This is a genomic window from Streptosporangium nondiastaticum (assembly GCF_003011965.1).
Lineage (GTDB): Bacteria > Actinomycetota > Actinomycetes > Streptomycetales > Streptomycetaceae > Streptomyces > Streptomyces nondiastaticus.
The window spans coordinates 1-20093 of the sequence record NZ_PXWG01000124.1; the positions used below are offsets into that span (position 1 = coordinate 1).

Sequence of the window (20093 nt, forward strand, 5' to 3'; positions counted from 1 at the left end):
CTTGGCGCCACAAATACACGTCAGCGCCCCGGACCCCCACCCCTGCGCCCCCACCACCTCCCGCCGGATCCCCCACTGCGGGCCGGACCTCGTAGATCGGCGAAGTCCAGGTCGGAGTCCGTGGACGGCTCAGGGGATGTGGAGTTCTGTGCACGCCGGCCCGTGCTGGGCCTTGGCCTCGCATGCTCCCGGCTCCGATTCGTCCGGGTTGACGGCCTCGATCTCGACCACCGAGGTTCCGGCAGGAGGTGACAGGGGGATGTCGATCTGCTGCTCGACCCTCCCTTGCTCGTCAGGCCTGAGCACGCTCCAATAGAGGTCTCCCGAGTCCTTGGGGTTCACGGACACCTCGATGTGCGACCACTTCTGGACGCCGTCGGCGTGCACCCCGAAGTGCAGCCGCATGCCGGACCGGGGGCCGTTGAGCCTGACGTCGGTGATGGTCGGACGGCCGTTGCCGCCCGCCGCCTGAGCGGCGCCGACCACGGCAATGCTCAAGGACGCCATGTAGAAGATGACGCCGAGGACGAGCACGCCCGTCTCCCACAGGACCCCGCGTCCTGTGGGACGGATGAGCAGGGCGCCGATGCTGCAGACGATGGCGATGATGGCGCAGAGCGAGGCCACGTAGATGGGCCACGACCTGTTGTTGAGAGCGACGAACACGAACTTACTGTTGAGCCCCAAGGTGGTCATGATGCCGGCCACCGCCACGAGCGCTCCGGCGAGGATCTTCGCCACATCGTCCAGGCGCTTGCCCAGCGCGGCCTGAACCTCTCCGATGACCAGCGGCGAGGGTCCCGCCGGTTCCGAGGGCTCTTGTGCACCGCCCATTTGCGAGATTCCCGATCGTTGAGCCCTGCCGGGCAGGACGATTGCTGGACGACCTCACCCTGCCATTCGGCCGCCGGCGAGCAGGAGATTGCCGCCTGCTCGGAGCCGGACCACCGGCGGATGTTCCCCCGGTCGGCCCAGCGCGACTTCTTCAGCTACGGGCAGACGCAGTTCGGTGGGCGCTCAGCTGCGGGCGGGCCGCTGGTGTGGGGCACGGACACCACCCTGATGCGCAGTTCGAGCAGGCGCCGCGCCTCTTCGAGGCCCCTGGCAGCGGAAGCGTCCGTGTACGCCCGGCGACGGCTCGGCCGGAGAGCACGTACGGGCCGGGAGAACTGGCCGTGCAAGGCCCACCACGTGTGCACGCGCACCGCCAGCCGCCTCATCGCCCGCCGCCGTTCCGCTGCAGCCGCCGTTGCTGGTGCAGCAGCTCCCCGGCGGCCTTGCCGAGGCCCCGGGCGAAGGCGATCGCGGACGCGTACCCGTTCCCCGGCCCGACCTCGATCCGCTGCCGGGCCTCCTGCACCGCGGCGAGCGCGGCCCGGCGGACCAGGCAGTCCACGGGCCGGGCACCCGCAGCCGCCTCCACGGCCGGTGCGGTCTCCCGGATGTACCGGAGGAGCCGTTCGGTGACCTCGCTCAGCCGGGGCGGCGCGGGCAACCACGTTTGCATGTCGGTGGCTTCACGGAGGGCCTGCCCGATCGATACCGGGGACGGTTCCGAGGGGGTGAGATCGATCCCCCCATCGGTGTGGGCGGTACGAGGAAATGGAGGCATGACAGGCTCCTTCAGGGGGTGTGACTGGCACCACACCCCCACACTGGACCGGTTAACCGGTCCAGTCAAGCGCCCGTCAACTTGGCGTTCCCATCGGGTAGTTCTCGACGCGCTCCCACAAGTCGGACGGCGTTACCCCTACCTCGCACACCAGAGGAACACCATCGGCATCACGGGCAACATGCAGCACAACAGCCACCGCCAGAGGTGGCTGCCGCTCAAGGACCTCGGCCTCCGCGGCGCTCGCCAGCCTCACCGTGGTGACATCCGCACCCTGCGCAGGCGCACGTCCCGTCTGGCGAGCCACATAGTGCGTGGTCCCCTCCGCGATAGGTTTCGCCTGCGACAACTTCGGGCATTGGGCCGCCACTTCCGCCGGGAACCACGCGCTCACGAGCGACAGCGGTGACCCGTCGGCGAGCAGCACCAGCCGGTCTCGGCGGAGTGCCGTTTCTCCAGTTTGGAGAGCGAGGGCATCAGCAACGCGAGCGGGAGGAGCTTCCCGCGCAGGCAGGCCCAACCGGCGGAATGGACGGCCACTCACAGCCCGCGTGACACCGCTCATCCGCCCTCCTGCGGGCCGGGCCAAAGGCGTGTCGGTGACACGGAATCCCAAGCCCTGGTGCGCGACGATCACACCATCAGCGCGCAGAACGTCGAACGCCTTGTTCACCGTCGCCCGCGACACGCTCCACTGCTCGCAAAGGTCCCGGCCGGACGGCAAGAGGTCACCCGGCGCGAACTCGCCTTCAGTGATGCGGCGTCGCAAGGAATCGGCGATCTGTTCGTACTTCAGCATCGGCATGGGTGGGAACTCCCGCTTCACTGGACAGGCTGACCGGTCACGTTAGAGCATCGCCCTCATGACGATCCCCCAAGTGGACTCGGAGATCATCGACTTCTACAGCGACACCTTCGACGAGGCCACCCGGCTTACGGCGACAGCGGACGGCATGCTGGAGATGGCTCGCACTCAAGAACTGCTGCGGCGTCATATCCCTCCCTCCCCGGCCGCGATTCTCGACGTGGGCGGCGGGCCCGGGGCTCATGCGCGGTGGCTCGTCGCAGATGGATACCGTGTCCACCTCGTGGACCCGGTGGCCAAGCACGTGGCGCAGGCCTCCGAAGCAGGCTGCACGGCAGAGATCGGGGATGCGCGGAGCCTCACCGCCGACGACGGCTCATACGACGCCACGCTCCTCCTCGGGCCGCTCTACCACCTGCTCGAACGAGCCGACCGTGACCGGGCGCTGGCTGAGGCGCGGCGCGTCACCGCGCCCGGTGGTCCGGTCGCTGCTGCGGCCATCAGCCGTTACGCGTCGCTCTTCGAGCACACCGCCACCACGTGGCTGGACCGCGAGAGCGTGCGCGACGCCGTGACGGACATCCTGGCCACGGGCGTGCACGAGCCGGGCCGGAAGGGGTTTACGGCGGCCTACTTCCACACTGCCTCGGAGCTGGCGGAGGAGATGCACGCCGCCGGGCTGACCGACGTCCGCGTCTATGCGATCGAAGGGCCCACGTGGTCCCTGCTGAAGGCCACCGAGCAGTACACAGGAGAGCCGGTCTCCGCCGACGCGCCTCTCTTCCGCGCGGCCCTCGCCGCCGCCCGCGCCGCAGAACCGTACCCGGACCTCCTTGCTGCCGCCTCGCACTTGCTGGCCGTGGGCCGAGTCTGAGCAGGCGCACTTTTCTACCGAGTTCCGCGGCCCGAGAGGCAGCAAACCGGCGCAGGACCCGGTCCGGCCCGCAGTGGGGCGTCCGGCGGGAGGTGGTGGGGGCGCAGGGGTGGGGGTCCGGGGCGCTGACGTGTATTTGTGGGCCCAATACCGGGGCACCCTCAACATGTGCGGCAACGGGCCCGTAAATATACGGCCCCGGACCCCCACCCCGGAGCCCCCACCACCGGCACCCCCACCGGCCCGCACCGACACCCACGACGAGCCGGCCACCCAAGGCCCGTCAGGGCATGTTGAGGTCGTCGCCGTACGTCATGTCGAGTTCGGTCATGAGGGCCTGGGTGAGCTGGTCCTGCTGGGCGCGGTCGATCAGGGCGCGGTTCAGCGAGGCGACTCCCCGCAGGGCGGTGAGGTCGTTGTCACGAAGGTCGAGGCCCCGGTACCGGCCGCGTCCGAACTCGGTGTCCCGAAGTGCGCAGTCGCGCATCACAGCGCCCGAGAGGTCGCAGTCGGTCAACGAGGCCTCGGTCAGCCCGCATTCGGAGAAGGCGACGGGGCCGGCCGCCCGGACCTTGGTGAAGGCGGTGTAGTCGAGCTTGCAACGGTCGAACAGCACGTGGTCCAGGACCAGGTCGCTCAGGGCCGCGCCCATGATCCTGCAATTGTGGAAGACCACGCGGGTCAGCTTGCCGCCCGCCCACCGGGCCGAGCGCAGATCGCAGGCGTCCAGCTGGACACAGTGCAGGTTCACCGCTTCGAAGTGCACGCGGGCAGCGCGCAGGCCGGTGATCCGACCGGTGATCAGGTGTGTGCCCGCCAGGTCCAGCTCCCGCAGGTTCGCGTCGGCGTACTGGAATTCCTGGACCGTGCCGCGCCCCGATTCCAGGGACTCGACGCTGGACAGGTGCAGGCCCGGCTCGGTGAGGTCGGGGAGCATGATCTTGATGCGTCCAAGAGTGCGGGACTCCATGGGTCTCCATCGTCGAGGAGAGGGCGGCTGCGAGGGATCCGCCCGGGGCAAGGGGCCTGCCGCAGGGCAAGCTACTTGGTTTTCTTGTTCCAGTTGTCCCATGTGGGCCGGTTGTCGAACGGAGGCGTGACGTTGTCCCACGTGACGCGATTGTCGAACTTTGACTCCGGGCCCGGCTGTGTCAGGGAAATCAGCGCCTGCAAGGCGGAGGCCGAGGCACGTACGCGGTCAGTGGCCGTGGGCGTGAGCATGGCGGGTCACTCCTTCGAATAGGGCGATCTTCGAGGCGGTGCAGTAGCGGGTGCGGGTGCCGTCCATCCGCCCGTTGTGCTCGAAGTACCGGTTCGCGGGATGGGCCCCACCGCAGAAGTCGAAGTACGAGCAGGTGGCCTTGCACGCGTCGACGCCGCGCCAGAATTCCGGCAGCCACCGGGTGCGCTGCTCGGCCTCGGCCAGCAGGACTTTGAGGCCGGTGTGCAGGACGTTGCCGGTGGTGAAGTCGCCGAGCCGGCGGTCGTGGAAGTTGGCCAGCTCCGGAGACAGCAGGACCACCCCGCCGTCGTAGGTGATCGTGGGCAGCGGATCCCACGGGCTCCTGGCCGGCGAAGACGCGACAACGCTGGCGCCCTCACCATCGCCGTCGCCGTCGCCGTCGAGGATGGTTCGGGCGAAGTCCAGGACCCGGCTCACCTCACGCACCTGGATTACTGGGCGGGCCTGCCACGCCGCCGTCAGTGCCTCCCAGAACTCGGCGGCCCTGGACAGATCGTGCCGGGCGGTGTTCACGCCCTCGTGTTCCTCGATGTTCACTCCGAGCGTGCGGCAGCCCAGGCCCGCGAAGAACCCGTACAGGTCGGCAGCGCGGGCCGGGTCGGGGGCGGAGACGACAGCGATCACGTCGAAGTGGATGCTGTGATGACGTAGCCGGTCAATGCCGCGCCTGATCACCCGGTAGGCCGGGTGGCCCGCCCGGGTGATGCGGCGGGAGTTCATCTCCTCGGGCCCGTCCAGGCTCACCCCCACCGCCACGTCCCGCGCGGCGAAGAATTCGCACCAGGCGTCGTCGATGAGCGCGGCGTTCGTCTGCACGCTGTGCTTCGCCCCGCGAAAGGGGGCCATCAGGCGGGCGAGGTGCTCGCGGCCGGCGGACAGCGGTTCACCGCCGTGCCACACCACCTCGAAGCGCGGATCTTCCCGGGCCCACGTGTTGACCGGCCCGGCGACTGCTTCGGCCACGGTCACCGGCATCACATGCCGGGTTTTGCGCAGGGGGAGGTAGCAGTAGGTGCAGTCCAGAGGCCGGCACAAGGTCGTCGGCTGCATGATCACAGCCCGGGGGCGGGCGGCCAGACGCCGCACGGCGCTGCCGGCGGGGCAGGAGGCGGCCGGGGTAGTGGGCACGCGGATTCACCACCGATCCTGGAGGGGCTGGGGCGTGGGACAGCATCCGCAAACGGGCTCATGCGGCTCAAGGAACTTGCACGTGCTTGCAGAAGTTTCATGCCAAGGCGTTGAGGGCCTCGGTGATCAGCGCGCGGGCCGCTTTGCCGTGGACGGCGATCCGCGCCAGCTCGGAGAACATCCGGGCGTACGTGGCGACCTCGCTCGGCTGCTTCACGGTGACCTGCGCCGTGGCGAGCTCAATGACCACCTGCTCATCGTCGTAGATCCAGAAGCCTTCCAGCGGCCACATGGTGCGGTCGGCCGTCATCGGCACGATGCCCAAGCTGACCTGCTGGAGCACTGAGACGGTCAGCAGATGGGCGAGCTGGTCGGCCATGGCCTCCGCGCCCCCGAACCGGGATCGGAGCGCGGCCTCCTCCATCAGGAAGCCGAACCGCCGGCCGGCGTCGCGCAGCACTTGTTGGCGCCCCATGCGCACGGCGACCGCGCTCTCGGTGTCGTCGGGGATCCCCCAGAACCCGATGATGCGACCCATGATCGACCGGGCGTAGGCAGGTGTCTGCAGCAGGCCGGGGATGACTCCCGGCTCGTAGACGCGGAAGTGCCGCGTACGCGCGTACAGCGGAACGTGGGCTTCCTGGATCGGACGCAGCCCGTCACGGTGCAGGCGCCGCCACTCGACGTACATCTCCTCGATGTTCTGCGCCGTGGCGACCAGGTCGCTGTACACCTGGGGGACCCGGCACAGCTCGGCGTACTGCCGCAGATCCTCCTCGGAAGGCCGCGTGACGCCGTTCTCGATGCGGGACGCCTTCGACTCGCTCCAGCCGGCACAGACCGCGAAGGCCCGTGCCGTCTTGAAACCGCCCGCCTTCCGGATCTCCCGCAGCCGCCCGCCCAGGGCGACACGGGCTTCCCGGACGGCGGAGGAAGAGGGGGGTGATCCCACCGTCTGCTGCGCCTGCGCCGGTCAGGAGAGCCGGTAGTCCTCGTGCGGGACAGCGCGTTCCCACACGGCTTCGAACGCACTCGCGCACAGGTCGAGGACCCGCTCGTCGCGGGTGAGCTCCCGCCCTTCCGGGGCCAGCTCCCCGTCCCCGGCGAAGTGCAGGACGAGGACGAGCTCGTTGTCGAAGACCCAGAAGTCGTTGCCCGGGAGCGCAAGGTCCGTGGCCCGGCGGCGTGGCAGCCAGCGGATGTCCTCGCCGGCCCTCACGTTGGCGTGCGATACGTGATGCTCGAAGCGGATGTAGTCCGACTCCGGCACCGACACCACCCGAGCCCTCCGGATCCGCACCCCCCGCGCCGTGGCCTCGGATACCCAGCTCAGCCACTGCTGGAAGTCGGGGTCATCGCCCACCGGGTCCGACAGCCGGCCCTCCCTCCACGCGGCGAACGCCGGGTCCGAAGGCATGTATCCGTCGCGCATCTCCAGGTGGACGGCCGAGTGCCGGGCAGAACCCAGCAGTTCCTTATACGTCGGCACGTACCCCGCCCTGCGTCTCCAGGAAGAACTGGACCATCCGCCGCGGGATCTCCACCACGGTCTCGTGCCCGGGGAGGTCGAGCTGCCTCAGCCGCTCACCCTCCTCGACCTTCCAGCCCTGAACCAGGTAGGTGTCTTTGTCCTCGTCCAGGTAAATCGTCGGCGAATCACCCGACTTGCTCTCCGGGTCCTTGCCAAGCATGCGCAGAGCCATCGGTGCCCTCCTCGATCGGTGACGATCTGCGGTCCAGCCTCGCACCCGCCCCGAGGGCCACGCACAGAACTTGCACGAACTTGCACCAGCTCCCGCCCAGGGCGGGAACGAGGTGTGGCGTCACCGGCACCCCCACCGGCACCCCCACACACCGGCCCCGCCCCGCCCGTCCCGTCAAGCCCCTGGCCCGCGGCCCGCAACCCGGTACCGTAAACAGAATGACCACACCGCGGGACACAGGCAGCAGGAGCGGCGGCACCGCGCGCGGCGGTGGGCCGCGGACGCTGGCCGAGGAGCTGCGGGCGCGGCCCGACGGCGCGCTCGGCGGGCTGCTGCGGGCGCGGCCCGACCTGCTGAACCCCGTGCCGGGCGACCTGACCCAGCTGGCGACCCGCGCCGGCACCCGCGCCTCCGTCCTGCGGGCCCTGGAGCGGCTGGACCGCTTCGTCCAGCAGACGGCGGAGGCCCTCGCCGTGGCCCCGGACCCGTGCCCGTACGGGACGCTCGCCGCACTGATGACCGGGGACGCCCCCGGCGACCCCCTCGTCGCCGAGGCCCTCCCCCGCGCCGTCGCCACGCTGCGCGACCAGGCCCTCGTCTGGGGCACGGAGGACCGGCTGCGCCTGGTCAGGACGGCCCGCGAGCTGCTCGCGCCGAGCCCCGCGCACCCGTCCCCCACCGGCCTGGGCCCGACCGTGGCGGAGGCCACGGCGGGCATGTCGCCGGGCCGCCTGCAGCAGATCATCGCCGCGGCGGGCCTGCCGGGCACGCACGACCCGGTGTCGGCCGTCGCGGCGCTCACGGCCCTGTTCGAGGACCGGGTCCGCATGGGGGAGCTGCTGGCGCAGGCGCCCGCGGAGGCCGCCGCCGTCCTCGGCCGGCTCCTGTGGGGCCCGCCCTACGGCACCGTCACCGCCGACCCGGCCCCGCACCTGCGCTGGCTCCTGGACCGGGGCCTGCTGCTGCCCGCGACGCCGGGCAGCGTCGTGCTCCCCCGCGAGGTGGCCCTGCACCTGCGCGGCGGACGCGCGCACCGCGCCCCCGAGCCCGCCGCCCCCGACCTGGCTCCCGCCACCCCGCACTCCGCCCACACCGTGAACGCGGCCGCCGCCGGGCAGGCCTTCACCGCGCTCACCACGGTGGAGGAGCTGCTCACGTCCTGGGAGTCCGACGGTCCGCTCGTGCTGCGCGCCGGCGGCCTGAGCGTGCGCGACCTCAAGCGCACGGCGTCCTTCCTCGACACCACGGAGTCCGCGGCCGCGTTCTGGGCGGAGCTGGCGTACGCGGCCGGGCTGCTCGCGTCCGACGGCGAGGTCGACGAGCGCTACGCCCCCACCCCCGCCTACGACGACTGGCTGCACCTGCCCGCCGAGCAGCGCTGGGCCCGGCTGGCCACGGCCTGGCTGGCGGCCACCCGCTGCGCGGGCCTGGCCGGCGGCCGGGACGCCAAGTCGCGCCCGCTCAACGCCCTCGGCCCGGATCTGGACCGCTCCCCGGCCCCCGAGGTCCGCCATCGCGTCCTCGCCCTCCTGGCCACGCTCCCGCCCGGCACGTCGGTGGCCCCGGAGACCCTGCTGGCCCGCCTGCACTGGGAGCGCCCGCCGCGCACCCCGGCAGAGCCGGGCGCGGAGGACCTGCGCACCCGCCTGGCCCGCTGGGCCCTCACCGAGGCCGAGCTGCTCGGCGTCACGAACCGCGGTGCGCTCAGCGCCCCGGGCCGCGCCCTGCTGGGACCGAAGGACATGGAGTCGGAAGACGCGGCACCCGCGCACCCGCACCCCCTGAGCGACGCCGAAGCAGGGGCGTGCGCCGTCCGCGCGGCCGCCGCCCTCGCCCCGCTCCTGCCGGAGCCGCTGGACCACATCCTGCTCCAGGCGGACCTGACGGCCGTGGCCCCCGGCCCGCTGAAGCGGCCGCTCGCGCAGATGCTGTCGGTCCTCGCGGACGTCGAGTCCAAGGGCGGCGCCACGGTCTACCGCTTCACGCCCGCCTCCGTGCGCCGCGCGCTGGACGCCGGGCGGACCGCGGCCGACCTCAAGGCGTTCCTCACCGCGCACTCCCGTACGCCGGTGCCCCAGCCGCTGGCCTACCTCGTCGACGACGTGGCCCGCCGCCACGGCCACCTGCGCGTCGGCGCGGCCTCCTCGTACCTGCGCTGCGACGACGACGCGGTGCTCGCCGAGATCCTCGCCGACCGCCGCTCGGCCCCGCTGCGGCTGCGCCGCCTCGCCCCCACGGTGCTGGCCGCGCAGGCCGCACCGGACGAGCTCCTGGAGGGCCTGCGGGCCATGGGGTACGCCCCGGCGGCCGAGTCCGCGGAGGGCGACGTCGTCGTCACGCGCGCCGACGCCCGCCGGACCCCGCCGCGCACCGCGCCCGCCCCCGTCCCGGAGGGCCCGCCGGTGCCCGACGAGACGCTGCTCGGCGCCGCCGTACGGGCGATCCGGGCCGGTGACATGGCGTCGACGGCCGAGCGCAAGCAGGCCGCCGCGCCCGCCCCGGCCGGCGGCGGCCTGCCCCGTACGACGTCCGCGGAGACCCTCGCGACGATGCAGGCCGCGGTCCTCACGGGGTCCGCGGTGTGGATCGGCTACGTCAACGCGGAGGGCGCGGCGAGCCAGCGCGTGATCGCCCCGGTGCGGGTCGAGGGCGGCTTCGTCACGGGCTACGACCACACGGCGGACGAGGTGCGCACGTACCCGCTGCACCGGATCACGGGCGTCGCGGAGCTGGCGGACGAGCACGCCTGACCAGCACGTCCGACGAGCACGCCTGACCCGGCCCGGCCGGCCCCGCGTCAGTCAGTGCCGGCTCACGTCAGCACGGCCCCGCGTCAGCACCAACCCCGCCTCAGTACGGCTCGATCTCCAGCTGCGCCCCTCCCCCGGCATGGTCGATGCCGGGGGACACGCACGCGGTCGGCGGCTGCTCGGGCAGCGTCAGCGCGCTACGCCGCGCGGCCTGCCCCTCACCCCGTCCTGCGGTCACCTTGCCGAGCAGCGTGACGAGGTTGCCGCCGGCGACGCGGACGACGTGCGCGCTGTCGTAGTCGATGACCGACTTCCGCCCGTCCTCGTACTGGACGGTTTCCCTCGCGGTCGGGCTGTTCAGCGCGATGCAGGACGCCTCCGGAGCCACAGCGTCGACGGCGCCGGAGGCCCGTACGGTCCGGCCGGGGGCGACGGTGCAGACGTAGCGGCTGTCGGCGTGGACCGCGGTCAGCTGCGGCCGGAGGGACAGTCCGGGGCTGTACGTGCTTCTGCTGGGCCCCGAGCAGACGACGCCGCTGTTCCGGGCGCCGTCCCCCCGGCCGGTTCCGTCTCCCCTTCCGGTTCCGTCGGCCTGACCGGCGGGAGCCCACACCAGCGCCGAGCCGGCGAGGGCGGCGGAGCTCAGCACCATCGCCATCACGCGCCTACCGAACATGCACAACCTCCGGGATTCCGGGGCGGCTTCCGCTTCCCCGGAGCCGCCGGCGAACCCTGGCTACCCACGGGCACCGATGACGTACCCGTGCTCACGCAGCACACCGCACGGCCCGCGCCGGAGCGCGCACGCCCAGCGCTTCGCTCCCCGCCCCGGTAGACTGAGGAGTTTGGCGCGAGGGGCCGGCCCGGCCCGGTAGTGGAGGTACGAGTGTCCTGCTTGATCGTCCAGAGCGACAAGACGCTGCTCCTGGAAGTCGACCACGAGCAGGCGGACGCGTGCCGCCGCGCCATCGCCCCCTTCGCCGAGCTGGAGCGGGCCCCCGAGCACATCCACACCTACCGGGTCACCCCGCTGGGGCTGTGGAACGCCCGGGCCGCCGGCCATGACGCCGAGCAGGTCGTCGACGCCCTCGTCACGTACTCGCGCTACCCCGTCCCGCACGCCCTCCTCGTCGACATCGCCGAGACGATGGACCGCTACGGGCGGCTGAAGCTGGTCAAGCACCCCACGCACGGCCTGGTCCTGGAGTCCACGGACCGGCCCGTCCTGGAGGAGATCCTCCGGTCGAAGAAGATCCAGCCGCTCGTCGGCGCCCGGATCGACCCGGACACGGTCGCGGTGCACCCCTCCGAGCGCGGTCAGATCAAGCAGACGCTGCTCAAGCTGGGCTGGCCGGCCGAGGACCTCGCGGGGTACGTCGACGGCGAGGCCCACCCCATCGAGCTGGCGGAGGACGGCTGGGCGCTGCGCCCGTACCAGCAGCAGGCCGTCGACGGCTTCTGGCACGGCGGATCGGGCGTGGTCGTGCTGCCGTGCGGCGCGGGCAAGACGCTCGTCGGCGCCGGCGCGATGGCCAAGGCGAAGGCGACGACGCTGATCCTCGTCACCAACACGGTCTCCGCCCGCCAGTGGAAGCACGAGCTGGTCAGGCGGACGTCGCTGACCGAGGACGAGATCGGCGAGTACAGCGGCACGAAGAAGGAGATCCGGCCGGTCACCATCGCCACGTACCAGGTCCTCACCACCAAGCGGAAGGGCATCTACCCGCACCTGGAGCTGTTCGACTCCCGGGACTGGGGCCTGGTCGTCTACGACGAGGTGCACCTGCTGCCGGCGCCGGTCTTCAAGTTCACGGCCGACCTGCAGGCGCGCCGCCGCCTGGGCCTGACGGCGACGCTCGTGCGCGAGGACGGGCGCGAGTCGGACGTCTTCTCGCTCATCGGCCCGAAGCGCTTCGACGCGCCGTGGAAGGAGATCGAGGCGCAGGGCTACATCGCGCCCGCGGACTGCGTGGAGGTGCGCGTCAACCTCACCGACTCCGAGCGGCTCGCCTACGCGACCGCCGAGGCGGAGGAGAAGTACCGCTTCTGTGCGACGACGGCCACCAAGCGGCGCGTCACCGAGGCGCTCGTGGCCCGGCACAAGGGCGAGCAGACGCTGGTCATCGGGCAGTACATCGACCAGCTCGACGAGCTGGGCGAGCACCTCGACGCCCCCGTGATCAAGGGCGAGACCAGCAACGCGCAGCGCGAGAAGCTCTTCGACGCCTTCCGCGAGGGCGAGCTCTCGGTGCTCGTCGTCTCGAAGGTCGCGAACTTCTCGATCGACCTGCCGGAGGCGACGGTCGCCATCCAGGTCTCGGGCACGTTCGGCTCGCGGCAGGAGGAGGCGCAGCGCCTCGGCCGGGTGCTGCGCCCGAAGGCGGACGGGCACGAGGCGCGCTTCTATTCGGTGGTCGCGCGCGACACCATCGACCAGGACTTCGCGGCGCACCGGCAGCGGTTCCTGGCCGAGCAGGGCTACGCGTACCGGATCGTGGACGCGGACGAGCTGCTGGCGGGCGATGAGGCGTAGCGGCGCGGGCCCCGAGGGGCGGGTCAGGCCTTGCGGGCGTCGGCGTACTGGCCGAGGACGACGACGCTGACGGCCGCGCCGGCGAAGGCCTTGATCGCGCGGAGGGCGTGGGCGAAGGGGGTCTCGGTGGCGGCGGCGGAGTCCGGGTTTCCGGTTGCTGAGTTCATGTCTCCATGATGGTTTCCCGGACCGCCCCGGACATCGGCCTGCCGGTGTAAAAGCGCAGGCCCGCACGTACGACCCGAGGATCATGGCGTCCCCTACGGGAGGTGGACGCCGACCCTGAGAACCGGCCCTTTCGGCAGAGCCGGGGCGCGGGTCCGGCGGACCCGGGGGCGCGGGAAATTCGCTCGCGCCCCCTCACCCCGCTGACTACAATCCCTCCTTTCCGCCGCCTCCCACAGCACACCGGGAGCGCTGCCGTCCGGACGGAAACCGGCGGCTTCCACTCGTTCCGCCGTACGCCTGGAGGCTTTGCCGTGCCCGCGCCACACGCATCGAACGCGAACGACCCCCTGGAGCGGGAGCGGGCCCACCTCTCCTCCTCCCGCGCCGCCCTGCGCGCCATGCGGGAGGACGTCGAGGCCCTCGACATCAAGGACGTGACGGCTAACTGGGTCAACGCCGCCGTCCTGGAGCGGCAGATCGAGGAGCGGATCACGGCGCTGGCCGATCTCGCGCACACGCCGCTGTTCTTCGGGCGGCTGGACTACACGCACGCGCCGGGCGCCGACCAGGCCGAAGGGGCGGAGGGCGAGCAGTTCTACATCGGCCGCCGGCACGTCCACGACGCCGACGGCGACCCGATGGTGATCGACTGGCGCGCGCCCGTCTCGCAGCCGTTCTACCGCGCGTCCAAGAAGGAGCCGATGGACGTGCGGCTGCGCCGCCGCTTCGGCTACACGGGCGGCGACCTCACCGCGTACGAGGACGAGGACCTGACGGACACGGCGGGCGCCGACCGGGCCAGCAAGCTGCTCCAGGCGGAGATCGAGCGCCCGCGCGTGGGCCCCATGCGGGACATCGTGGCGACGATCCAGCCGGAGCAGGACGAGATCGTGCGCGCCGGGATCGGCGGCACGGTGTGCGTGCAGGGGGCGCCCGGCACCGGGAAGACGGCGGTCGGCCTGCACCGCGTGGCCTATCTGCTCTACGCGCACCGCGAGCGGCTGGCCCGTACGGGCACGCTCGTCATCGGCCCGAACCGGTCCTTCCTGCACTACATCGAGCAGGTCCTGCCCGCGCTGGGCGAGTTGAACGTGGCGCAGGCGACGGTGGACGACCTGGTCGCGCACGTGGAGGTGCGGGGAACCGATTCCGCGGCCGCCGCGCGCGTCAAGGGCGACGCCCGCATGGCGGAGGTGCTGCGGCGCGCCGTGCGGTCGGGGGTGACGATGCCCGAGGAGCCGGTGGTCGTGGTGCGCGGCTCGCGGCGCTGGCGGGTGCCGGCGTACGAGATCGAGGAGATCGTCCGCGAGCTGCTGGCGCGCGACATCCGTTACGGCGCGGCGCGCGAGGCCCTGCCGCAGCGGATCGCGCACGCCGTGCTGGTGCGCATGGAGCAGGCCGGCGAGGCGCCGGACGACCGGGTGCAGGACGCGGTGGCGCGGAACACCGCCGTCAAGGCGGCCGTCAAGGCGGTCTGGCCCGCGGTCGATCCGGCGAAACTGGTGCTGCGGCTGCTGTCCGACGCGGAGTTCCTGGCGGAGCACGCGGAGGGGGTGCTGTCGGCGGAGGAGCAGGCGGAGGTCCTGTGGGCGAAGCCGGCGCGCGGCGTGAAGTCGGCGAAGTGGTCGGCGGCGGACGCGGTGCTGATCGACGAGGCGGCGGACCTGGTGGCGCGCACGCCGTCGCTCGGCCACGTGGTGCTGGACGAGGCGCAGGACCTCTCGCCGATGCAGTACCGCGCGGTGGGCCGCCGCTGCACGACGGGTTCGGCGACGATCCTGGGCGACCTCGCGCAGGGCACGACGCCGTGGGCGACGTCCAGTTGGGAGGAGGCGCTGACGCACCTCGGGAAGCCGGAGGCCGCCGTCGAGGAGCTCACGCAGGGCTTCCGCGTGCCGCGCGAGGTGATCGCCTACGCGTCCCGCCTGCTGCCCGCCATCGCGCCGGGCCTGGCCGAGGCCACGTCCGTCCGTGAGGCGGCCGGCGACTTCTCGGTCCGCCCGGTGGCCGCCGGGGAGCTGGACGGGGCGGTCGTTGCGGCGTGCCGGGAGTCGCTGGCGCGCGAGGGCTCGATCGGCCTGATCGCGGCGGACGCGCGGATCGCCGCGCTGGGCGCGCTGCTGACGGAGGCCGGCCTGCCGTACCTGGCGCCCGGCGAGGAGACGACGGCGGAGGCCCGGCTGACGCTCGTGCCGGCGTCCCTGGCGAAGGGCCTGGAGTACGACTACGTGGTGCTGGACGAGCCCGCGGCGATCGTCGCCGGGGAGCCGGACGAGCGGACGGGGCTGCGGCGGCTGTACGTGGCGCTGACGCGAGCGGTGTCCGGGCTGACGGTGCTTCACGCGGAGGCACTGCCGGGGCAGTTGGGGTAGCCGGGCGCCCGCATGCCCGCACGTCCGCACGTCCGCACGTCCGCCCGGGGGCTACCCCTCCAGCCCCTTGAGCAGGGCGTCCAGCAGCCCCGGGAAGCGCCGGTCGAGATCGTCCCGCCGCAGCCGCACGAACCGGTTGCGGCCGGCGACGCGCGTCGCCGTCACGCCCGCCTCGCGCAGGACCTTCATGTGGTGCGACACCGTGGACTTGTGCAGGTGGTCGAGGCCTAGCCCCTCCATGGCGCAGCTGACCTCCCGGCCCTCCAGGTAGATCGACAGGAGCTGCAGGCGCACCGGGTCTCCGAGTGCGTGCAGCACCTTCACCAGCTGGATGTCCTCGGTCGCGGGCTGCGGGAGCCACTCGTCCGGCATGGCCTGTTCCTCTCCATCGACCCCCCGATGACTGTTTGACAATCATCCACCCATCGCCGATTGTTTGACGAGTATCCAACGATCAAGGCGATCGGTCACTCACCGATCAGTCACTCACCGGTCCGATGGGAAGGCCCCCGTGCGCCTACGACTCCTCCTGCTCGCCCTCGGCACGTTTGCCGTGGGCACCGACACCATGGTCATGGCCGGCATCCTGGGCCGGATCTCCGGCGACCTCGGCGTCTCCGTACCGGCGGCCGGGCAGCTGGTGACGGTCTTCGCGCTCTCGTACGCGCTGCTCGCGCCCGTCCTGGCCGCCGTGACCGCGCGCTGGCCGCGCCGGCGCCTGCTGCTCGCCGCACTCACCGTGTTCACGGCCGCGAACGCCCTGAGCGCCCTCGCCCCCGACTACCCCACCCTGCTCGCGACCCGCGTCCTCGCCGCCGCCGGCGCCGCGCTCTACACCCCGACCGCCAGCGCCGCGGCCACCGCCCTCGTCCCGCCGGAGCGGCGCGGCCGGGCCATCGCGACCGTCCTCGGCGGGATGACCGTGGCCACGGCCCTGGGCGTGCCGCTCGGCACCTACGTGGGCCGGGCGGACTGGCGGCTGACGATGTGGCTCGTCACCGCCCTCGGCGCGGTGGCCCTGCTGGGCCTGGCCGCCTTCCTCCGCGAACTGCCCGCGCCCGCCCCGTCGGTGGGCCTGCGGGAACGGCTGACGCCGCTGCGCGACGGGCGGGTGCTGGGCGCCGTCGCGACGACCTTCACGTTCTTCCTGGCCTTCCAGTCCGTGTACATCTTCCTGGGGACGGCCGTCCGCCCGGCCACGGGCGGGGACGCGGACCGGCTCAGCGCCGTCCTGCTGGTGACCGGCGTCGCGTCGGTCGCGGGCAGCTGGCTCGGCGGCCGCGCCGTGGACCGCTGGGGCGTGCGGAAGGTCCTGCTGACCGGCAGCGTGATCGCGGTGGCGTGCTTCGCGGCCCTGCCGTGGCTGGGCCGGACGATGCCGGGCGCGCTCTTCTACGCCCTGCTGGTCCCGCTCGCCGGCTGGTCCATCTCGGTCGCCCAGCCGCACCGCCTGGCCTCCCTGAACCCCGGCAACGCCCCTCTGCTGCTCTCCCTGAACAGCAGCGCCCTCTACCTGGGCATGGCCGCGGGCGGCACCGCGGGCAGCCTGGCGATCGCCCTCCTGGGCGAACGCTGGTTCCCGCTGGCGGCGTCGGTGATGGGGCTGGGCGCGATGGCGCTGGCGGCGAGGACGACGCGCCCCGCCGCGGCGGCGGGCACGGTCCGCGGCCGGGCCGCCTCCGGAACCGGCACTCCGGCCCGGGACGCGACCGCGCCCACGGCTCCGGAGCCGGTCAGGAGCGAGGCCGGTTGAACCAGTCCGCCGATTCCTTCCTCAGGCACCCCACCATCACGAGAGCCCCCACGGCCAGCCCCGGCCCGCCCGTGAGCTGCCCCGTCGCCAGGCTCACCAGGGCGTTGAGCAGGACGAGCCCGCCCACGACGGCCCCGGTGATCCGTACGCCGTTGCCACCGCTGCGGAACTTCACGGCGACGACGAACGCGATCGCGCTGAGCACGAGGGAGGCCGCGCCGATCCCGTACAGCTCGGCGGGGGACGAGTCGGCGGCCCCGGAGGCCCCGGCGCCGGCCACGGCCAGCACCAGCAGCCCGGCCAGGACGTTCAGCCCACCGAGGACGTACAGCCCGATGCGCGCCTGCTTGACCCCGCGGGGCATCTCCATGGGCACCGGGGCGTACGGGTACGGCGCGTAGGGGCCCTGCGGCGCCTGCTGGCCGTAGGGCTGCTGCCCGGGGAACTGCGGCTGCCCGTAAGGCTGCTGTTGCCCGTACGGCTGCTGCTGTCCGTAAGCCTGAGGCTGTCCGTAAGGCTCCTGCTGACCATACGGCTCCTGCTGACCATACGGCTGCTGCTGACCGTACGGCTGCTGCCCGGGGAACTGCGGTTGCGGCTGCGGCTGGCCGTACGGCTGCGCCTGCGGCGGCTGCGGCTGGCCGTACGGCTGCGCCTGCGGCGGCTGCTGCCCGCCGTACGGATTGCTGGATTCCGGCATACTCACTGCGCTTCTCCCCGAGGTCGTGCGATGTCGCGCGGGGAGGAAGCCGCGGCCTGACGGCCGTGTGACCCCGCTCCCCACGGGAGCATGATGATCCGCGGGAACACCAGTGCGCATTGCCGGATCCCGGCAATCTTTATGCGCCCTTGACGCCCCCGAGGCTCCTGAGGCTCGTGCCCCGCTACGCGTCCAGCGCCGACCGCCACGTCCGCACCGCGCTCGCGTCCACCGGGCCGGCCCAGCCGTCCGGGCGGGCCGCGCCGCCGATGTGGAAGGCGGAGATCCCGGCGCCGCGCAGGACCGGGAGGTGCTTGAGCTGGAGGCCGCCGCCGACCATGATCCGCGGCTCGTAGCCGGGCTCGTCCGAGCGGCCCGCCTCCGCGAGGAGGGTCGGCAGGCCGTCGTCGACGCCGGACGCGGAGCCCGCCGTCAGATAGGTGTCCAGGCCGGGCAGGTCCGCGAGCTGCTTGCGGAGCGCGTCCCGGTCCGCCGCCCGGTCGATGGCGCGGTGGAAGGTCCAGCGCGCCCGCGGGCCGATCGCCTCGGCGAGGGCGGAGACGGCCGTGAGGTCGGCCCGGCCGTCGTCGGTGAGGAAACCGAGGACGAACTCGGAGGCGCCTTCCGCGGCGAGCGCCCGGGCGGTGTCGCACAGGGCGGACAGGGCGGCCGCGTCACCCGCGGAGAAGCCGTCGGCGGCGCGCAGCATGACCCGTACGGGGATGCCGACGGCGTCACGCACGGCGGTGAAGGTCTCCAGCGGCGGGGTGAGGCCGTCCGCGGCCATGTCGGTGACCAGTTCGAGGCGGTCCGCTCCGCCGTCCTGCGCCGCCCTCGCGTCCCGCGGGTCGAGCGCGATCACTTCAAGAATTGGTCTAGACATATTGCACAGCCTGCCACACCCGCGGCCCGCGCCAAAAGCGGTGTTCCACAATTGGCCTATGACAGTCCCGAGCGAGCACCCGTCCGGCCCCGCCCTGCGCGCCCGCTGGCAGGAGACCGTCGACCGCGCCCGCGGCGGCACCGCCGCCCCGCAGGACGCCCCGGACCCGGGCCCGTACGCCGACGACCTGCTGCGCCGCTGGGCGGAGCCGCAGCGGCGCTACCACACGACCGACCACCTCGTGGCGGTCCTGGACCGGGTCGACGAGCTCGCCGCGCACGCCGACGACGCCGACGCCGTCCGCCTCGCCGCCTGGTTCCACGACGCCGTCTACCGCCCCGACCGCTCCGAGAACGAGGAGCGCAGCGCGCACCTCGCCGAGCGCGCCCTGCCCGAGCTGGGCATCGGCGCCGCCCGCACGGCCGAGGTCGCCCGCCTGGTGCGGCTCACCGTCGGCCACAACCCGCAGGCCGGCGACCGCGACGGCGAGGTGCTGTCCGACGCGGACCTGGCCGTGCTCGCGGGCACCCCCGAGGAGTACGCCGCCTACGCCGCCGCCGTCCGCGAGGAGTACGGCTTCGTGCCGGACGAGGCCTTCCGCGAGGGGCGCGCGGCGGTACTGCGGCAGCTCCTGGAGCTGCCGCGGCTCTTCCGCACGCCGCTGGGCTACGACCGCTGGGAGGCGGTCGCGCGCCGCAACGTCACCACCGAGCTCGGCCTGCTGACCGGCTGACCGGCCGACCGGCCGGCCCGCACCCGGTGCCTGCGGAGTACGCCTTACGGCTTACGGCCGTTCGTGCTTCGGCCGCCGCAGCCCCGCGACCACCAGCATCCGCACCAGCTCCTTGCTGCTCGCCTCCACCGCGCCGAGCCGCACGGCCTCCCCGTAGGACGTCGACGGCACGTCGTAGTGATCGCGGTCGAAGGCGCGCGCGGGAGCGCCGAGCCGCGCCGCGAACGCGTGCAGCTCGGCGAACGACACATCGCTGATCAGGTGGGACCACATGCGGCCGTGCCCGGGCCAGACGGGCGGGTCGATGTACAGCGTCATCGGCGGCGCCTCACCGCAGGGCGTCGGACAGGGAGCCGACCGGGGCGACCAGGACCGTCTGCTTGGTGCACGCCCAGTGCGGATCGGGGCCCAGCTCCGGCTCGACCTCCAGCGCGTGCAGGTCGCCGTCCTGGCTGCAGACCGGGCACAGCGGCCAGCGGCCGTGCCGCTCCAGCAGGGCGTCCTGGACGTCCTGGGCTATGAGCCCGACCACGAACCCGGCGCCCTCGGGCCACTGCTCGACCCACCACCGGCGCTGCGCCACCGCGTCCTCGACGAGGGAGACGACGTCAGCCTCTGCCACGTCACCCGCGACGAGGTCGGCGAGGATCAGGGCACGCGCCGTGTGCAGCGCTTGTTCGAGCTCCATACGGTCCATTGTCCCGGACCGGGACGGTTGACGGTTCACCACCCTGAAAATACCTTTCAAAAGGTGAGCAGCAAATTGAAAGAAACTACCGGAGCGGACCGGCCGGTCCCCTCGCCGACCCCGGCCCCGGCCGCGCCCGCCCCCGTCA

At 72.7% G+C, this 20093-nt stretch carries 22 protein-coding genes; 6 read left to right on the forward strand and 16 right to left on the reverse strand.

Going from position 1 to position 20093, the window contains the following annotated elements; all coding sequences use genetic code 11:
• Positions 1-129 precede the first annotated feature (129 nt).
• From B7P34_RS28520 to B7P34_RS28530, 3 genes are all read right to left on the reverse strand, one after another.
• Complete coding sequence (locus tag B7P34_RS28520; RefSeq protein WP_106681073.1) at positions 130-834, reverse strand: hypothetical protein; 705 nt, start codon at positions 832-834, stop codon at positions 130-132.
• A 382-nt stretch (positions 835-1216) separates the two neighbouring features.
• A complete protein-coding gene (locus tag B7P34_RS28525) occupies positions 1217-1612 on the reverse strand; it encodes a DUF6415 family natural product biosynthesis protein (RefSeq protein WP_223268328.1) in 396 nt (131 codons plus the stop codon).
• Between the two features lie 76 nt (positions 1613-1688).
• A complete protein-coding gene (locus B7P34_RS28530) occupies positions 1689-2417 on the reverse strand; it encodes a GntR family transcriptional regulator (protein WP_106681075.1) in 729 nt (242 codons plus the stop codon).
• 58 nt (positions 2418-2475) lie between these two features.
• On the opposite strand from B7P34_RS28530, the gene B7P34_RS28535 reads away from it, so the two are divergent.
• On the forward strand, positions 2476-3291 hold the full coding sequence (locus B7P34_RS28535) for a class I SAM-dependent methyltransferase (protein WP_106681076.1): 816 nt from the start codon (positions 2476-2478) through the stop codon (positions 3289-3291).
• Positions 3292-3574: 283 nt separating this feature from the next.
• Here B7P34_RS28535 and B7P34_RS28540 read toward each other — a convergent pair whose 3' ends face one another.
• The 6 genes from B7P34_RS28540 to B7P34_RS28565 form a co-directional block, all read right to left on the reverse strand.
• Positions 3575-4261 (reverse strand): pentapeptide repeat-containing protein, encoded by a 687-nt coding sequence (locus B7P34_RS28540; protein ID WP_189383122.1) that lies wholly within the window; start codon positions 4259-4261, stop codon positions 3575-3577.
• A gap of 71 nt (positions 4262-4332) precedes the next feature.
• Complete coding sequence (amcA, locus tag B7P34_RS28545; protein ID WP_106681078.1) at positions 4333-4512, reverse strand: multiple cyclophane-containing RiPP AmcA; 180 nt, start codon at positions 4510-4512, stop codon at positions 4333-4335.
• On the reverse strand, positions 4490-5662 hold the full coding sequence (locus tag B7P34_RS28550; protein ID WP_223268329.1) for a radical SAM protein: 1173 nt from the start codon (positions 5660-5662) through the stop codon (positions 4490-4492). Before B7P34_RS28550 ends, amcA begins: the two co-directional genes overlap by 23 nt.
• A 97-nt stretch (positions 5663-5759) precedes the next feature.
• A complete protein-coding gene (locus B7P34_RS28555) occupies positions 5760-6614 on the reverse strand; it encodes a helix-turn-helix domain-containing protein (protein WP_106681079.1) in 855 nt (284 codons plus the stop codon).
• 21 nt (positions 6615-6635) lie between these two features.
• Positions 6636-7151, reverse strand: coding sequence for a DUF6879 family protein (locus B7P34_RS28560; protein ID WP_106681080.1), 516 nt, complete (start codon positions 7149-7151; stop codon positions 6636-6638).
• Entirely contained in the window at positions 7138-7365 is a 228-nt protein-coding gene (locus B7P34_RS28565; RefSeq protein ID WP_106681081.1) for a hypothetical protein, read from the reverse strand. Before B7P34_RS28565 ends, B7P34_RS28560 begins: the two co-directional genes overlap by 14 nt.
• Before the next feature lie 218 nt (positions 7366-7583).
• On the opposite strand from B7P34_RS28565, the gene B7P34_RS28570 reads away from it, so the two are divergent.
• Positions 7584-10115 (forward strand): helicase-associated domain-containing protein, encoded by a 2532-nt coding sequence (locus B7P34_RS28570; RefSeq protein ID WP_106681082.1) that lies wholly within the window; start codon positions 7584-7586, stop codon positions 10113-10115.
• Between the two features lie 100 nt (positions 10116-10215).
• Here the strand turns inward: B7P34_RS28570 and B7P34_RS28575 are convergent, their stop codons facing one another.
• The gene (locus B7P34_RS28575; protein ID WP_146166956.1) at positions 10216-10791 is read right to left on the reverse strand and encodes a hypothetical protein; all 576 of its coding nucleotides are present in this window, start codon (positions 10789-10791) and stop codon (positions 10216-10218) included.
• 210 nt (positions 10792-11001) lie between these two features.
• Here B7P34_RS28575 and B7P34_RS28580 point away from each other — a divergent pair, with 210 nt between their 5' ends.
• Positions 11002-12648, forward strand: a complete 1647-nt coding sequence (locus tag B7P34_RS28580) for a DNA repair helicase XPB (RefSeq protein WP_106681084.1) — start codon at positions 11002-11004, stop codon at positions 12646-12648.
• Positions 12649-12671: 23 nt separating this feature from the next.
• Here the strand turns inward: B7P34_RS28580 and B7P34_RS37735 are convergent, their stop codons facing one another.
• A complete protein-coding gene (locus B7P34_RS37735; RefSeq protein ID WP_189383124.1) occupies positions 12672-12815 on the reverse strand; it encodes a hypothetical protein in 144 nt (47 codons plus the stop codon).
• 312 nt (positions 12816-13127) lie between these two features.
• Here B7P34_RS37735 and B7P34_RS28585 point away from each other — a divergent pair, with 312 nt between their 5' ends.
• The gene (locus B7P34_RS28585) at positions 13128-15188 is read left to right on the forward strand and encodes a HelD family protein (protein ID WP_106681085.1); all 2061 of its coding nucleotides are present in this window, start codon (positions 13128-13130) and stop codon (positions 15186-15188) included.
• A 51-nt stretch (positions 15189-15239) separates the two neighbouring features.
• Here B7P34_RS28585 and B7P34_RS28590 read toward each other — a convergent pair whose 3' ends face one another.
• On the reverse strand, positions 15240-15560 hold the full coding sequence (locus tag B7P34_RS28590; RefSeq protein WP_106681086.1) for an ArsR/SmtB family transcription factor: 321 nt from the start codon (positions 15558-15560) through the stop codon (positions 15240-15242).
• Between the two features lie 139 nt (positions 15561-15699).
• Here B7P34_RS28590 and B7P34_RS28595 point away from each other — a divergent pair, with 139 nt between their 5' ends.
• Positions 15700-16941 carry an MFS transporter gene (locus B7P34_RS28595; RefSeq protein ID WP_106681087.1) on the forward strand — a complete coding sequence of 414 codons (1242 nt, stop codon included), beginning with the start codon at positions 15700-15702 and terminating at the stop codon, positions 16939-16941.
• Here the strand turns inward: B7P34_RS28595 and B7P34_RS37740 are convergent.
• Entirely contained in the window at positions 16922-17647 is a 726-nt protein-coding gene (locus B7P34_RS37740; protein WP_189383127.1) for a hypothetical protein, read from the reverse strand. The two genes, B7P34_RS28595 and B7P34_RS37740, sit on opposite strands and share 20 nt — an antisense overlap.
• A 178-nt stretch (positions 17648-17825) precedes the next feature.
• Positions 17826-18524, reverse strand: coding sequence for a copper homeostasis protein CutC (locus B7P34_RS28605; RefSeq protein WP_106681088.1), 699 nt, complete (start codon positions 18522-18524; stop codon positions 17826-17828).
• Between the two features lie 58 nt (positions 18525-18582).
• On the opposite strand from B7P34_RS28605, the gene B7P34_RS28610 reads away from it, so the two are divergent.
• Positions 18583-19257: an HD domain-containing protein gene (locus B7P34_RS28610; protein WP_106681089.1), complete on the forward strand. Its 675-nt coding sequence runs from the start codon at positions 18583-18585 to the stop codon at positions 19255-19257.
• Positions 19258-19308: 51 nt separating this feature from the next.
• Here the strand turns inward: B7P34_RS28610 and B7P34_RS28615 are convergent, their stop codons facing one another.
• Positions 19309-19575 (reverse strand): DUF4031 domain-containing protein, encoded by a 267-nt coding sequence (locus B7P34_RS28615; RefSeq protein ID WP_106681090.1) that lies wholly within the window; start codon positions 19573-19575, stop codon positions 19309-19311.
• Between the two features lie 10 nt (positions 19576-19585).
• Positions 19586-19945 (reverse strand): hypothetical protein, encoded by a 360-nt coding sequence (locus B7P34_RS28620; RefSeq protein WP_223268330.1) that lies wholly within the window; start codon positions 19943-19945, stop codon positions 19586-19588.
• Positions 19946-20093: the final 148 nt, after the last annotated feature.

What these genes read in the sequence shown, in the direction of transcription:
- B7P34_RS28590 (WP_106681086.1), bottom strand. Translation starts at nt 15,560, where the DNA reads ATGCCGGACGAGTGGCTCCCGCAGCCCGCGACCGAGGACATCCAGCTG.
- B7P34_RS28575 (WP_146166956.1), bottom strand. Translation starts at nt 10,791, where the DNA reads ATGTTCGGTAGGCGCGTGATGGCGATGGTGCTGAGCTCCGCCGCCCTC.
- B7P34_RS28520 (WP_106681073.1), bottom strand. Translation starts at nt 834, where the DNA reads ATGGGCGGTGCACAAGAGCCCTCGGAACCGGCGGGACCCTCGCCGCTG.
- B7P34_RS37735 (WP_189383124.1), bottom strand. Translation starts at nt 12,815, where the DNA reads ATGAACTCAGCAACCGGAAACCCGGACTCCGCCGCCGCCACCGAGACC.
- amcA (WP_106681078.1), bottom strand. Translation starts at nt 4,512, where the DNA reads ATGCTCACGCCCACGGCCACTGACCGCGTACGTGCCTCGGCCTCCGCC.
- B7P34_RS28605 (WP_106681088.1), bottom strand. Translation starts at nt 18,524, where the DNA reads ATGTCTAGACCAATTCTTGAAGTGATCGCGCTCGACCCGCGGGACGCG.
- B7P34_RS28620 (WP_223268330.1), bottom strand. Translation starts at nt 19,945, where the DNA reads ATGGAGCTCGAACAAGCGCTGCACACGGCGCGTGCCCTGATCCTCGCC.
- B7P34_RS28540 (WP_189383122.1), bottom strand. Translation starts at nt 4,261, where the DNA reads ATGGAGTCCCGCACTCTTGGACGCATCAAGATCATGCTCCCCGACCTC.
- B7P34_RS28530 (WP_106681075.1), bottom strand. Translation starts at nt 2,417, where the DNA reads ATGCCGATGCTGAAGTACGAACAGATCGCCGATTCCTTGCGACGCCGC.
- B7P34_RS28570 (WP_106681082.1), top strand. Translation starts at nt 7,584, where the DNA reads ATGACCACACCGCGGGACACAGGCAGCAGGAGCGGCGGCACCGCGCGC.
- B7P34_RS28615 (WP_106681090.1), bottom strand. Translation starts at nt 19,575, where the DNA reads ATGACGCTGTACATCGACCCGCCCGTCTGGCCCGGGCACGGCCGCATG.
- B7P34_RS28525 (WP_223268328.1), bottom strand. Translation starts at nt 1,612, where the DNA reads ATGCCTCCATTTCCTCGTACCGCCCACACCGATGGGGGGATCGATCTC.
- B7P34_RS28565 (WP_106681081.1), bottom strand. Translation starts at nt 7,365, where the DNA reads ATGGCTCTGCGCATGCTTGGCAAGGACCCGGAGAGCAAGTCGGGTGAT.
- B7P34_RS28610 (WP_106681089.1), top strand. Translation starts at nt 18,583, where the DNA reads ATGACAGTCCCGAGCGAGCACCCGTCCGGCCCCGCCCTGCGCGCCCGC.
- B7P34_RS28535 (WP_106681076.1), top strand. Translation starts at nt 2,476, where the DNA reads ATGACGATCCCCCAAGTGGACTCGGAGATCATCGACTTCTACAGCGAC.